Source organism: Acidimicrobiales bacterium (assembly GCA_030747595.1).
Taxonomy (GTDB): domain Bacteria; phylum Actinomycetota; class Acidimicrobiia; order Acidimicrobiales; family MedAcidi-G1; genus UBA9410.
In genome coordinates this window covers 20,753-33,447 of sequence record JASLKK010000007.1, presented here as the reverse complement: position 1 = coordinate 33,447, position 12,695 = coordinate 20,753, and the positions used below count along the sequence as shown (strand labels likewise).

Genomic DNA, 12,695 nt, shown 5'->3' with positions numbered 1-12,695 from the left:
GGTGACATCGCGTTCGAGGGTCCTGCTGGCCGAATGCCTGGGAACCACGTTGCTGCTCATCGGGGTGGTCGGCTCGGGGATCATGGCCGCCCGCCTCAGCCCGGACGACGTGGGCCTCCAGTTGTTCCAGAACGCAGTCGCCACAGCAGCAGTGCTGGTGGCCATCATCGCCACCTTCGGCACGATCTCGGCGGACTTCAATCCTGCGGTAACCATCGGCGCCTGGCTGCTGGGCCACCGGGCGGGGCGGGACGTCGCCCCGCTGATCGTGGTGCAGGTCATCGGTGCGGTGGCCGGCACGGTGCTGGCCAACCTCATGTTCGACCTTGAAGCTGCCACGTGGTCGACCACGTCACGTTCGGGTGGCCACCTATGGCTGTCCGAGGTGGTAGCCACTGTGGGCCTGCTACTGGCGGTGTTCGCTCTCGTCCGCGCGGGCCGGACCGCTCACCTGCCATACGTGGTAGGTGCCTACATCGGCGGGGCCTACTACTTCACCTCGTCGACCAGTTTCGCAAACCCGGCGGTCACTGTGGGACGCACCCTGAGCGATACGTTCACCGGGATCGACCCTTCGTGCGCGCCGATGTTTGTGCTGATGCAACTGGTCGGTGTGGGCGTAGCCGTCGTTCTCTTACGGGCGCTCTTCCCGGTCGACTGAGCGTCAGGTGCCCGCTCTTCTCAGCTACGGGGCACCTCGATCCACGGAACGTCCTTGTCGACGCGGACGTCACCGGGGAGTCCGAGGACCCGCTCCCCTAGGATGTTTCTCATGACCTCGGTGGTGCCACCCTCGATGGAGTTGGCTCGCACCCGGAGGAAGTACTCGCCCAGCGAGTCGTAGTCCAGCGCCGGGCGGGTCTGGTCCTGCTCGTAGCCCGCATCAAACAGGGTGCCGGCCATTCCTGAGAGGCCCAGGGCGAAGGCGAAGGCGTCCTTATTGAGTTCGGCGGACAAGACCTTGCCGATCGATCCCTCGGGGCCCGGCGTACCGGTTTCCCGGGACTGTTCGGCCCGCATGTTGTTGAGGCGCAGCGTTTCGCTTCGCACCCAGAGGCGCATCAGGTCGTCCCGGCGTGCGGGATCGTCGTGCCCATAGTCCCGCCAGGCCTCGAATACCCAGTCGATGGTGCCCTTGTCCGACGAACGGGTCTCGCCGCCGATGGCCACCCGCTCGTTCATGAGCGTGGTCAGGGTGACCCGCCACCCGTCGCCCACGTCACCCAACCGGTCGGCCTCAGCAACCCGGGCGTCGGTCAGGTAGATCTCGTTGAACTCGGCCTGCCCCGTTAACTGGCGGAGCGGTCGGATCTCCACACCGGACTGGTTCAGGTCGATGGCGAAGTAGGTGAGTCCCCGATGTTTGGGCGCGTCGGGATCGGTGCGAGTAACCAGAAGGCCCCACCGAGCCAGATGGGCGTTGCTGGTCCACACCTTCTGACCGTTGACCACCCATTCGTCGCCGTCGGCCACCGCTCGGGTCGACAGGCCGGCCACGTCGGATCCGGCGCCCGGCTCAGAGAACAACTGGCACCAGATCTCCTCACCGGTGAACAACGGTCGCAGCCAGCGCCGGTGCTGCTCGGGAGTTCCACAGGTCACGATGGTCGGCGCGGCCATGCCGTAACCGATGTCGTACCGGGGTTGCGGTCCAGCAGCGGCCACCACGGAATCATGGACGAGTCCCTGCAGATTCCGATCGGCATCGAGGCCACCACTGCCCTCCGGGAAGTGAACCCAGGCCAGGCCTAGGTCGTACTGGGCACCCAGGAACCCCAGGCGGTCGCAGGGATCGATCTCTAGTAACTGGTCGATGCGGGAGCGGATCTCGATCTCGGCGGCGGGCATGGCAGGCATCGCGGGATCCTAGGAACCGTCTGGGCCGGAAGCGGAATCGGAACCGTCCACAATGCGGGCCGCCGGTAGCGTGCGGCGATGATCAGGCGGGAACAGACCGACGGAGAGGCGGCGGCTGAGGGCGCCCAACTGGGGGCCATTGACTGGCTCCTCCTTTTGACAGCGGCCGGAATCTGGGGTTCGTCGTTCCTCTTCATGGATGTAGCCCTGCGTGTCGAGCATCCCGGCCTGGTGGCCTGGTTGCGGCCTGCGCTGGGTCTTTGCTTTCTGGCGGTTGTCCCCGGCGCGTGGCGCCCGGTGGATCGGAGCGACCTCCCGACGATCGGCCTTCTGGGGTTCCTGTGGATGGCCATCCCGCTCACGATGTTTCCGCTGGCTCAGACATGGATCGACTCCTCGATCGCAGGGATGATGAACAGCGGCATGCCGATCATGACGTTGTTGGCCGGGGCGGCGTTCTTCGGGGTCCGAACCCACCGACTCCAGGTGGCCGGGGTGATGGCCGGCATGGTGGGCATCCTCATGGTCGGACTCCCCACGGCGATCGGGGACGGGAGTGGTGGTTCCGGCACCGGAGTACTGGGCGTGCTCCTCGTGGTGGTGGCCATCTCCTGTTACGGAATCGCCGCCAACATCGCCGGGCCCCTGCAGCGCCGATACGGATCGCCGGCCGTGCTGGTCAGGGTGTTGATGGTCGCCACCGCGGCCACCCTGCCGTGGGGCATCGTCGGGCTTGCCGACTCAGATTTCGCCTGGTCGGCCGCCGGATCGAACCTGGCCGTCGGGATCGGCGGGACCGGGGTGGCCTATGTCGCCGCGGCGACGCTGATTGGCCGGGTGGGGCCCGTCCGCATGGCATCGGTGACCTACCTAGTGCCCATAGTGGCCGCCGTCCTCGGGGTCGTGGTGCTCGATGAGATCCTGGGCATCTGGGAGGTAGCCGGGCTGGCCACCCTCATGGTTGGGGCGTGGATGACGACGCGCGCCGTCACACCCGCTGCCATGGACTGACCGCCCGCAGGCTGATCAGATACGGGTGTCGGCTCGACGGCGACTGGTGCCGGGGCCGCTGTAGTAGAGGCCATAGCCCGGCTCGTTGGGATAGTCCAGGTCGGGTGGATCGGCGGTTACCGAGCGCCACCAGTCCAGAAGCCGGTCCTCGCGGGCGTAGTCGAACGGATCCTCCAGGACGGCCTCCTGGGTGCCGCCGGACTCCAACGGATTGTCGGCCAGCCAACGAGCGGAGATCCCGACGGCTTCACGGGCCGAAACGAGGTCCCGGTAGCCCAACACATCTCGGGTGGCCGAGAGATCCAGGATCCGGTGTCCTGGCTCGACCTGCATCATCAGCGGTCGGGCAGGCAGGGCGAGGTGGGTGGGCATCCCGACGACCTCCATGTCATGACCCAGTTCGGCAGAGATGAGGGCGATTCGTTGGGCGGTGGTGAGTGACTCCTCGTCACCCACGTTGAAGCACCGTCCGCCGGCCGCTGGCGTATCCACCGCGCACAGCACCACGTGTGCGGCGTTCTCGCTGTAGGCGCGGGTCTCGGCCATCAGTCCGGCGTCCGGGACGATGATGGCTGACCGTCCGTCCAAGACCCGTCGCACGATGCACCAGTCCAGCGGAGCGATCTGGCGTGGGCCGTACACGAACGGGTAGCGGAGGTGGATGGCGTCCGGCTGGTGCTCGAACAGTCGGTCTTCGGTACGTGCCACCCGGTAACTCTTGCCGTCGTCGTCCTCGCCGGAGCGTGGTGCGTCCTCGCCGGTCGGTACGGGCAGGCCAATCGGATCAAAACGGGTGGGGTCGAAGTAGCCCCGGTAGGCCGGGGTGCCTCCCACCGAGACGAACCGGCCGCATCGACCGGCCAGGACCTCGGCGATGACCCGGAGGCGTCCGTAGCAGGCCACCACCACGTCGAATGTCCGGTCGCCCAAGGCGGCCACCACGCCGTCGGCGGAGAACGGGTCGCCGTGGATGTGTTCGACGTGGGACACCAAGTCGAGTTCGTGGTGTCCGGTATGGAAGATGGTCACGCGGTGGTCACGGGCCTCGAGGCCCTGCACGATGGCCGGCCCCGTCGGTCCGGTACCACCGATGACGAGCGCGGTGGATCGATCGGTCGACGGGGGCATGGCCCCGGATACTACGAGACGTTCCGTCGGCGGGAACTACGGTCGGTCTGGTGAGCGGAGAACATGGATTCCTGACGTCGCGTGGCCGAGTCCACCGGCATCGTGATGTACAGGGCGGGGCGGCGAGGGCAGCGGTGTTCGGCGTGAGCGATGGCCTGGTGTCCAATGTGGCCCTGATCCTGGGCATCGCCGGGGCCAGCACCGATGCGGCGTTCGTGCGGGTGGCCGGCGTGTCGGGCCTGTTGGCCGGAGCAGTCTCGATGGCAGCTGGCGAGTACGTATCGCTTAGGGCACAGGCCGAGTTGGTGGAACGTGAGTTGGAGATCGAACGGATCTCCATTGCCGAGAATCCGGAGGCCGAGACGGCCGAGCTGGCCGCCATCTACATCGAAAGGGGGCTGAATCCCGAGCAGGCCCGGCTGGTGGCCACTGAACTCATGTCCGATCCGGAGGTAGCCCTCGACGTCCACGCTCGCGAGGAACTGGGCGTGGATCCGAACCAGTTGGGAAATCCTCTGACGGCCGCTGCGGCCAGTTTCTGGGCGTTCTCCATCGGAGCGTTCGTCCCATTGGTGCCGTGGCTCGTCGGATCTGGCACCGGGGCGGTCTGGGCGTCGGCCGGTCTGGGTGTGAGTGCCTCCGCGGCGGTGGGCGGGCTGTTGGCCCGGCTGACTGAGCGGTCTGTCGTGCGAACGGTGGTTCGCCAACTGGTGGTGGCCTCCGGGGCCTGCCTGGCCACCTACCTCATTGGTGGTTTGCTCGGAGCGTCGGTGGCCTGAGCTTCGTCCGTCTCCCCCCAGTCCGATCGTCCCATTGTCGGGCAGGAAGGGAGGGGTCCCTGCGTCAGGGAGGGTCCAGCAGGGCGCGAAGGGCCTCGACGAGGAGGAGGTGCCCGTTTCCGTTTGGATGGATGCCGTCGTCGTGTAGCGCGGGGTCCAGTCGGCCGTCCGGCCCGGCGAACCGTTCCGTGTGGTCGACGAACTCGACGTCGCGTTCGACGGCTACCCGGGAAAGTGCGGCGTTCAGCGGGGCGACCAGCGGTTGGTAGCGGTCGGTCCGGGGGAGCACCGACTGGACGATTATCCGGGCGTTGGGAGCCGCGGTGGCCGTCCGGTCCAATACGTGGGTCACGTTTCGGACCGTCTGGGCGTGGGGTACACCGATGTTCAGGTCGTTGGTTCCGATCATGAAAACCACGGTGGCTGGTGGGCCGTCGAGGGACTCGTCAAGTCGTTCCAGCAGGTCGTCAGTGGTGTCCCATCCGATGCCTCGGTTGCGGGCTCCGAGGTCGGAGAAGGCGACCTCCCAGTTCCCATCGAAGGTGATGCTGTCACCGAGAAACACCGTCTCGCCGGCCCGGATCGGGTTGGCACGATGGACCGATCGGACTCGACCGCGGAGGTTGGCGGCTCGAGCCCGGCTGACCCGGCGCGAGCCGAGGTGGGCGTCAAAAGCCAGCCACGCCGCGACGACGGCGCCGATGGTCAGGATCCGACGGGCCAGTCGACCGTCGTGAGATGGTGACGCCGGTTGTTCCCTCATCGGTTCCCAAACTGAGGTCGGCGGGACTGTTCGAACGCGCTGATCCCCTCGACGAGATCGGCGCTGTGGAAGCAGGCGTCAGTCAGGGCGACGGCATCGGGTCGACCGGCCAACGCGGCCCGGGCGGCCCGGAGGGTCATCGGGGCGAGTGCGGCAATGGTGGCACAGCGTTCGGCTACGACCTCGTCGAGCCGGTCGACGGTAACCACCTCGTGGATCAGGCCGATGCGTCGGGCCTCGTCGGCATCTAGGCGGCGGGCAGTAAGCAGGAGCTCGGTCGCTGAAGATCGGCCCACCGTCGCCAGGAGGCGTTCGACTGAGTCCAGCGAGTATCCGATGCCTAGGAAGCCGGGTGGCACGGAGAACAGGGCGTCGTCGGCTGCGTAACGCAGGTCGGCCGCCAGGGCCAGACCGACGCCGCCACCCATGCACGCCCCCCGAATGCATGCCACGACGGGGACCCGACAGGCCGCAAGCGCGTCGATGGCCTGGTGTTCCAACTCGTCGTACTCGAGGTGGGCGTCACCCAGCCGGTGATCCCGAAATTCGGCGATGTTCGAGCCGGCGCAGAATGCCTCGCGGCCCTCGCCGCGTAGGAGCAGTACCCGGATGTCCGGGCTTTGATCCACCTCGGCTACCAGGTCGGGGATGGTGGCGTACATGGCCCGACCCATGGCGTTGCGTCTGGTCGGGTTGTCCAGCACCAGCGAGGCCACCTTCCCGCCGGAGTCCTGGTTGACCTCGAGGCGGACCGTTCCTGTCGAGGTCACGATGGGTTCCCGGGTCCGGTGGGCTGGTCAGGGAGCGCAGCCTCCACGTAGATGGGATGGGCGGTCGGGACGGCGTCGCGCACCAGCCGTTCCACAGCGTCGACGGCCGCCGCCACGCCGGCGCTGTCCAACGTCGGATCGAAGCTCACTTGGGCACCGACCAGGATCTCGTCGGGCCCCAGATGTTGGGTGCGGAGGTGGATCAGGCTCACCACACCTGGCGCGGCCCCGATAGCGGCCGTGATGGCGGACCGGTCGTCATCGTCGGCCGATTCGCCGATGAGCAGGCTCTGCATCTCGCGGGCCAGCACCACAGCGATGACGCCCAGCAGCAGGCCGATGGCGATGGTGCCCACCCCGTCCCAGCGGGGTTCACCGGTGATGCTCGAGAGGCCGACGGCCGCCAGGGCGATGACCAGTCCGAGGAGGGCGCCGACGTCTTCGAGGAGCACGACGGGCAGCTCGGGGTTCCGAGACCGGACCACGAAGGTCCACCAGGTTCTGCCACCCTTCAGCGGGGAAGCTTCGACCACCGCGGTTCGCAGCGACCAGGTCTCAAGCACGATGCCGGCCATCAGGATGGCCACTGCCAATGCGGGGGCGCTCATTTCGTGGGGGTGACGGACCTTGTCGATCCCTTCGTGGATGGCGAAGGCCGCACCGACGGTGAACAGGACCAGGGCGACCACGAAGGACCAGAAGTAGCGCTCGCGGCCGTGGCCGAACTGATGGGTCTCGGTGGGGGCCCGACGCGACCGGCGACCGCCGAGCAGCAACAGGGCCTGGTTGGACATGTCGGCCACCGAATGGATGGCCTCGGCCAACATGGCCGATGACCGGGTCAGGGCGAAGCCAACGAACTTGGCCACCGCGATCCCGGCGTTGGCCACCAAGGCGGCGAGCACTGCACGGGTCCCTCCAGATGCCGACATCGGACCTCCTGTTCTTCGTCCTCTCAGCGCCATGCCGTCGGCGGGCCCGAATCGGCCTACCGAAGAGGCCGAGCGTAGTGTCGACCCCCATGACCACTGTCTTCGCCAGCCCCGATGACCTTGCTCCGGCCGTGGGAACCCATCTGGGTCACAGCGACTGGGTGGAGATCGACCAGTCTCGCATCGACCAGTTTGCCGAGTCGACGGGCGACAACCAGTGGATCCACGTCGACCCCGAACGGGCGGCCGCCGGGCCGTTCGGGGCCACCATTGCCCACGGGTATCTAACGCTGGCCATGACCAATCAGTTCCTGCCCGAGATCGTGCGGGTCGAGGGGATCTCCATGGGGATCAACTACGGCGTCGATCGGGTGCGCTTCCCGGCGCCGGTGCTGGTCGGCTCATGGGTTCGAGGAGGAGCCGAGCTGGTACAGGTCGACGAGGTGTCTGGTGGGGCACAGGCCGTTATCCGGATCACCGTCGAGATCGAGGGGTCGGACCGTCCGGCCTGCGTGGTCGACAGCGTGAGCCGCTTCCTTCGCTGACCGTTCCGAAACGGGCACGGCAACCGCTGGAAGCGCCACCGATAGCATTCGGTCCGTGGTTAAACGCAAGCGCCGTCAGGCACCCCTCGCGCCGCGGTCCGAGCCGCCCGTCCGTCCCGGCCTGTTGAGCCCCCGGCGGTCCGTCCCGGCTGCCATCGGTTGTCCGCCGTACGCCGAGACCGGAGATCCGGGACCGTCGTCATCGTCCAACGTTCGGACCCCTGACGAGGTCGAACGCATGCGGCGGGCCGGCAGTGCGGCGGCCGAGATTCTCTTAGAGGTCGGCCCCCATGTGGTTCCGGGGATCACCACCGACCGGATTGACGAGGTCGTCCATCAGGCCACCATCGACCGCGGCGGCTATCCCAGTCCGCTGAACTACCGGGGCTACCCCAAGTCGGTGTGCACTTCGGTCAACGAGGTGATCTGCCATGGCATCCCCGACAGCCGACCTCTGGCCGATGGCGACATCGTCAACGTGGACGTCACGATCTTCTTGGACGGGGTGCACGGCGACACCTCCATCACGTTCGCCGTGGGCGAGGTGTCAGATGCTGACCGTCGCTTGATCGCTGAGACCCGGGTGGCCATGGATGAGGGGATTGCCGCAGCGGGACCTGGCCAGCCGGTGCACGCCATTGGCCGGGCTATCGAACGCCATGCCCGTCGCCACGGCCTTGGAGTGGTCCGTGAGTTCATCGGACACGGAATCGGGACCGAGTTCCACAGTGGACTGCAGATTCCGCACTATCACGACGGTCGGGCCACGACGGTCCTCGTGCCAGGCATGACCTTCACCATCGAGCCGATGCTCACCTTGGGTGATCCGGCATGCGGTATGTGGGATGACGACTGGACGGCCGTGACCCTCGACGGACGACGCACCGCGCAGTTCGAGCACACGTTGCTGGTTACCGACGATGGGATCGAGTTGTTGACGGTGACCGCCGAGGGCACGGTCCCCGCTGATGTTTTCGCCGTCGAGTCATCGATCGCGTCCGCCTGAACTAGGGCGGGCGAGGGCTCAGTCCCGCCAGTTTGCAGTGTCCTTCTTGGCTAATGCCACCCAGGTCTTGCCGGGCGTGAGGCGGATCACCTCGCCGTCGGCGGTGAAGGTGGCCGGCATCGACGCATCGGGCCGGTGCCACTGACCTCTAATCACGTGTCCGTCGGTGAAGACCCAGGCATCGCCGGTACCGATGGAGATGGCTTCCGGTGACCGGAGGTCGGCCAGGGACCGTCCGTAGCGGATGAACTGGACAACCACGTTGGCCGGCGCCACCCGGACACCGTCTGCGTCGTTGTGGGCCCGGTCACCGTGGGTACGCGCCCAGCCGGATCCGTTCCATGCGTAGTCGACCTCGGTGAGGCCGAAGTCGACCGACACGCCGGTGGCCTTCTCGGCCGATCGGTGGAGCTCCTGGCCGGGATAGCGGTACACGAAGGGCGCCGGTGGGACATCGGTCCGGTCGGTGTGGTGGACCCACAGACGGTCGGTATCGGTGTACAGGTTGTGGGGCGCCCGACGCTTCCGGTCACGCCAGTAGTCCTGGTCGTGGGCGTCGTAGCCGGCGTCAACCAGCGTCGAGGCCCGCAACTGGTCGCGAGTGCCGCGGTTGGCGCCCGAGTAGGCGAACAGCGGCCGGTCGAAGCCTTCCAGCAGCGGCGGGTCCGATGTCCGTGCCGAACGAACCGGACCGACGACGTTCGCCGAGGTGGACTGGAACACGGCCACCAGTCGGGTGACGCCGCCCTCCACGATCTCCTCATAGACCACGTCGGCCTGGTTGAGGCCGGCCTGAGGATGGGCCCGGGTGACGTTGTCGATTTTGACGGCCAGCGCCGGACGGCCAACGTCGGTCCCCTGGGTACCGGTCCATCGACGGGTCACGGCCATGCGCTCGAAGGCCAGTATCTCGGCCTCCAGTTCCGTGATGGTGGCTTCTGCCTCGGCGATGACTGTGCGGGTCACCGCGATCTCGGCGTGGATGGCCGGCTGCGAGCCAATTAGCTGGTCCCGGGCCTCCCGGGCACCGTCCTGGCGGTCTTCGGCCTCGGCGACCAGGGAACGGAGCGTGGCTACCTCCCTGGCCGTCAACCGCATAGCGGCATCGACGAGGTCAATGCGTCGCTGTGCCTCACGGATCACCGAGTCGTAGAGCATCCGGTGGCGGACACCCTCTAGCGCGGTGGACGTGAGCTGGGCCGACTGAGTGAGGACGTCATTCAGGCGCTCGTCGTTAATGACGTAGGCGTCCACGGCCATGGTTCGGTGCAGCGAGGACGGAGCCTCTCGGGAGGCCAGGACCTGGACGAACCGATCGGCGGTCAGCTCGATGCGAATGGAGAGGAGGCGGAGCTCTCGATCGTCGTCGCCGATGAGTCCGTCGGTATCGGCGACTTCTTCGTCGAGGGTGGACAGGCGGCTTTCCAGCTCGGCGATGTGGCTTTGACGACCGGCAATGGTGGATTCCTGATCATCGATGCCGTCGCGGAGCGCGGCGATCTCGGAGTCGTAGGGGCCGGCCACAGCGACCAGAGTGCCCGCAGCCTCGATCACCACGATGGCGCCGAACAGGATCGTCGCGAGGGTGGACCGGCGACGACGAATGCGGGGCACGGCGCTGATCGTAGGGCTCGTTGTCGTTTGGGTCGGGGCACCCACCCCCGGAGAGTCGGTCTGTCCTTGAGGGACCCTCATTTCAGTGGGCTTGGCAGGTGGGGCACCACGTGGCGGTGCGTTGGTCCAGCTCCCGCGAGGTCAACGGTGTGGCGCAGCGCCGACAGGGTTGGCCCGAGCGCCCGTAGCAGTCGAGGCGGAACTGGTTGCGGCCCGTGGAACGGTCGGGGGTGCGGTAGTCGCGCAAGGTGGTGCCGCCATGGTCCAGGGCTTCGGCCAGCACGTCACGGATATGGCCCAGGAGGAGGTCGGCCCGGCCGGGGCCTACCCGGCGGACCGCGGGGTGGATCGCGGCCCGCCACAGGGCCTCGTCAGCGTAGATGTTGCCCACACCGGCGATAGGGCGTTGAGACAACAGTTGGGTCTTGATCCGTTGGCGGCTGGCGGACAACGACCGGTGGAAGCGGATGCCGTCCAGCAACGGGTCGAACGGCTCTGGTCCGAGGTGGTGCAAGGTGGGCAACGACTGGTGGTCGCCGGCTCGGACGACGGCGATGCGACCGAAGCGTCGGATGTCTCGGAACCACAGGGTCCGGCCGTCGGCTAGGTGCCAAGAGGCGCGTTCGTAGGGGTCATGGGGCGGGGCGTCGTCGATGTGGAGTGCGCCGGTCATGCCCAGATGCACGATGAGCTCGCGGTCGGCGTGAACCTGTCTCAGGCCCGGGTCGGATTGTTCGGCTGCGGCGTCGGCTAGCCCGAACAGGAGGTACTTGCCGCGACGGTCGATCCCGGTGATGGTCGAGCCGATGGCCTCGGGGGCTGAGGCGAACTTGGGGGAGCGGTGGGCCCGGGCATCGGTCACCACGGCGCCACGGACCAACGGTTCGAGTTGGGCTCGAACCGTCTCGACCTCTGGGAGTTCGGGCATGACCCGAAGGTATCGCCGACCGCCGAAGTGGTGGGAGGGCAGCGGGCAGCCCGGTGAAACTTGAGACACCCCGGTCCAGACGGTTGGGTGGATTAGGTTGCGTGCATGTTCACAGTGGCCGTGGTGAACCAGAAGGGTGGCGTGGGCAAGACCACGGTCGTCCTCGGGCTGGCATCGGCAGCCTCGGCTCGGGGGATCGACACGTTGGTCGTCGATCTCGACCCGCAGGGCAACGCCACCACCGGTCTGGGCGTCTTTGAGCCCGGTCCGGGGGTCGACGCGGTGTTGGCCGACGAGCGCCCTGGCGGCCTCGCTGGCGTGATCGAGCCAGGAGGCTGGCCTGCCGAGGTGGGGCCGGTTCCTAGCCTCGCCGCATCCTCGCCCGAGCTCTCGATTCGTGAGCCCCTGTTGGCCACGGACCCGCTGGGTGCCCAGGACCGGCTGGCCATGGCCCTTCGACCGGCTCTGCGGGCCGCCCCCGACGCAGGTTCGACGGCGGTGTCCGACGATCGACTGGTGTTGATCGACTGCCCGCCTTCCCTGGGCCTGTTGACAGTCAATGCTCTGTTCGCCGCCGACGCGGTGCTGGTGGTGACCGAGCCCGGAGCGTGGGCCGTCGACGGCGTGGGGCGCATGCTCCAGACCATTGATCGCGTCCGGATGCGTCGATCTGATGGACGACCCGCGATCGCCGGTATCGCCGTGAACCGGTTGGGACGGACCCGTGACGGGCGTTACTGGAACGAACAGCTTCAGGAGGCCTACCCGGAAAGGTGTCTGCCGCCGGTGCACCTGCGTGCCGCGGTGTCCGAAGCCGCTGCACAGTCGATGCCCATCCATGCATTGCGTCGCCCTGGCGCCACCGAGGCGGCCGCCGAGTTCGACGAACTGCTGGCTCGAGTGGCACCGCTGTCCGACCTAGCGGAAATGGGGGCGGACGACCCCGGAGCGGTTGACGCCTCGGAGGCGCCCCCGTTTATGGAGCGTTCCGCCTGATGGCGGGCTACGACCCGCAGGCCCGACGGTCGCGTCCGACGCCGCCGGTCGACAGCCCGGTGGACGGCCTGTTGGACATGCTGCCGGGCGGAGCCGAGCCGGAGGCATTGGGCGACGGAACAGACGAGGCTCCTGTCGTGGATCTCCTCGTGGAGTCGAACTCCGGTGCGGTCGAGGACTGGATGGCCGGGGAGACGATCGATCAAGGTACCGAGGAGGGACTGCTGCCGTTCGAGACTCCTCCGGTTGAGATGACCGACGAGCGGACCGACCTGTTAAACCGGATCTGGGTACTGGCCGCTGTGGCCGCTCTGGTTCTGGTGCTGGTGGCGGTACGCCGCCGTCGGCGGAACGGCTGACCGCCTA

General features: G+C 67.4%; 14 protein-coding genes. 7 read left to right on the top strand and 7 right to left on the bottom strand.

Translation table 11 applies throughout. From position 1 onward, the window contains the following. Position 1 precedes the first annotated feature (1 nt). A complete protein-coding gene (locus tag QF777_06995; protein MDP6911299.1) occupies positions 2-661 on the top strand; it encodes an aquaporin in 660 nt (219 codons plus the stop codon). A 20-nt stretch (positions 662-681) separates the two neighbouring features. On the opposite strand, the gene QF777_06990 is transcribed toward QF777_06995, so the two are convergent. Beyond that, complete coding sequence (locus QF777_06990; GenBank protein MDP6911298.1) at positions 682-1,857, bottom strand: acyl-CoA dehydrogenase family protein; 1,176 nt, start codon at positions 1,855-1,857, stop codon at positions 682-684. 78 nt (positions 1,858-1,935) lie between these two features. On the opposite strand from QF777_06990, the gene QF777_06985 reads away from it, so the two are divergent. After that, positions 1,936-2,868, top strand: a complete 933-nt coding sequence (locus tag QF777_06985) for a DMT family transporter (GenBank protein ID MDP6911297.1) — start codon at positions 1,936-1,938, stop codon at positions 2,866-2,868. Positions 2,869-2,883: 15 nt separating this feature from the next. On the opposite strand, the gene QF777_06980 is transcribed toward QF777_06985, so the two are convergent. Continuing rightward, on the bottom strand, positions 2,884-3,996 hold the full coding sequence (locus QF777_06980; GenBank protein MDP6911296.1) for a hypothetical protein: 1,113 nt from the start codon (positions 3,994-3,996) through the stop codon (positions 2,884-2,886). 50 nt (positions 3,997-4,046) lie between these two features. Here QF777_06980 and QF777_06975 point away from each other — a divergent pair, with 50 nt between their 5' ends. Next, complete coding sequence (locus QF777_06975) at positions 4,047-4,775, top strand: VIT1/CCC1 transporter family protein (GenBank protein MDP6911295.1); 729 nt, start codon at positions 4,047-4,049, stop codon at positions 4,773-4,775. Positions 4,776-4,839: 64 nt separating this feature from the next. Here the strand turns inward: QF777_06975 and QF777_06970 are convergent, their stop codons facing one another. The 3 genes from QF777_06970 to QF777_06960 are packed head-to-tail and all read right to left on the bottom strand — an operon-like array spanning position 4,840 to position 7,240. After that, positions 4,840-5,538 carry a GDSL-type esterase/lipase family protein gene (locus QF777_06970; protein MDP6911294.1) on the bottom strand — a complete coding sequence of 233 codons (699 nt, stop codon included), beginning with the start codon at positions 5,536-5,538 and terminating at the stop codon, positions 4,840-4,842. Further along, a complete protein-coding gene (locus QF777_06965; protein MDP6911293.1) occupies positions 5,535-6,308 on the bottom strand; it encodes an enoyl-CoA hydratase-related protein in 774 nt (257 codons plus the stop codon). Before QF777_06965 ends, QF777_06970 begins: the two co-directional genes overlap by 4 nt. Further along, positions 6,305-7,240 (bottom strand): cation diffusion facilitator family transporter, encoded by a 936-nt coding sequence (locus QF777_06960; GenBank protein MDP6911292.1) that lies wholly within the window; start codon positions 7,238-7,240, stop codon positions 6,305-6,307. The genes QF777_06965 and QF777_06960 overlap by 4 nt, the downstream gene beginning before the upstream one ends. 89 nt (positions 7,241-7,329) lie before the next feature. Between QF777_06960 and QF777_06955 the strand changes: the two genes are divergently transcribed. Both QF777_06955 and map read left to right on the top strand, forming a co-directional pair. Next, entirely contained in the window at positions 7,330-7,785 is a 456-nt protein-coding gene (locus QF777_06955; GenBank protein MDP6911291.1) for a MaoC family dehydratase, read from the top strand. 55 nt (positions 7,786-7,840) lie between these two features. Next, positions 7,841-8,791, top strand: coding sequence for a type I methionyl aminopeptidase (map, locus tag QF777_06950; GenBank protein ID MDP6911290.1), 951 nt, complete (start codon positions 7,841-7,843; stop codon positions 8,789-8,791). An 18-nt stretch (positions 8,792-8,809) separates the two neighbouring features. Here map and QF777_06945 read toward each other — a convergent pair whose 3' ends face one another. Together QF777_06945 and mutM are read right to left on the bottom strand one after the other, a co-directional pair. Beyond that, on the bottom strand, positions 8,810-10,405 hold the full coding sequence (locus QF777_06945) for a DUF3048 domain-containing protein (protein MDP6911289.1): 1,596 nt from the start codon (positions 10,403-10,405) through the stop codon (positions 8,810-8,812). An 82-nt stretch (positions 10,406-10,487) separates the two neighbouring features. Then, on the bottom strand, positions 10,488-11,333 hold the full coding sequence (gene mutM / locus QF777_06940; protein ID MDP6911288.1) for a bifunctional DNA-formamidopyrimidine glycosylase/DNA-(apurinic or apyrimidinic site) lyase: 846 nt from the start codon (positions 11,331-11,333) through the stop codon (positions 10,488-10,490). Between the two features lie 105 nt (positions 11,334-11,438). On the opposite strand from mutM, the gene QF777_06935 reads away from it, so the two are divergent. Then, positions 11,439-12,329, top strand: coding sequence for a ParA family protein (locus tag QF777_06935; GenBank protein ID MDP6911287.1), 891 nt, complete (start codon positions 11,439-11,441; stop codon positions 12,327-12,329). Beyond that, positions 12,329-12,688 (top strand): hypothetical protein, encoded by a 360-nt coding sequence (locus QF777_06930; protein ID MDP6911286.1) that lies wholly within the window; start codon positions 12,329-12,331, stop codon positions 12,686-12,688. The genes QF777_06935 and QF777_06930 overlap by 1 nt, the downstream gene beginning before the upstream one ends. The last annotated feature ends 7 nt before the right edge of the window (positions 12,689-12,695 follow it).

What these genes read in the sequence shown, in the direction of transcription:
- QF777_06990 (MDP6911298.1), bottom strand. Translation starts at nt 1,857, where the DNA reads ATGCCTGCCATGCCCGCCGCCGAGATCGAGATCCGCTCCCGCATCGAC.
- QF777_06985 (MDP6911297.1), top strand. Translation starts at nt 1,936, where the DNA reads ATGATCAGGCGGGAACAGACCGACGGAGAGGCGGCGGCTGAGGGCGCC.
- QF777_06980 (MDP6911296.1), bottom strand. Translation starts at nt 3,996, where the DNA reads ATGCCCCCGTCGACCGATCGATCCACCGCGCTCGTCATCGGTGGTACC.
- QF777_06970 (MDP6911294.1), bottom strand. Translation starts at nt 5,538, where the DNA reads ATGAGGGAACAACCGGCGTCACCATCTCACGACGGTCGACTGGCCCGT.
- QF777_06960 (MDP6911292.1), bottom strand. Translation starts at nt 7,240, where the DNA reads ATGTCGGCATCTGGAGGGACCCGTGCAGTGCTCGCCGCCTTGGTGGCC.
- QF777_06955 (MDP6911291.1), top strand. Translation starts at nt 7,330, where the DNA reads ATGACCACTGTCTTCGCCAGCCCCGATGACCTTGCTCCGGCCGTGGGA.
- mutM (MDP6911288.1), bottom strand. Translation starts at nt 11,333, where the DNA reads ATGCCCGAACTCCCAGAGGTCGAGACGGTTCGAGCCCAACTCGAACCG.
- QF777_06935 (MDP6911287.1), top strand. Translation starts at nt 11,439, where the DNA reads ATGTTCACAGTGGCCGTGGTGAACCAGAAGGGTGGCGTGGGCAAGACC.
- QF777_06930 (MDP6911286.1), top strand. Translation starts at nt 12,329, where the DNA reads ATGGCGGGCTACGACCCGCAGGCCCGACGGTCGCGTCCGACGCCGCCG.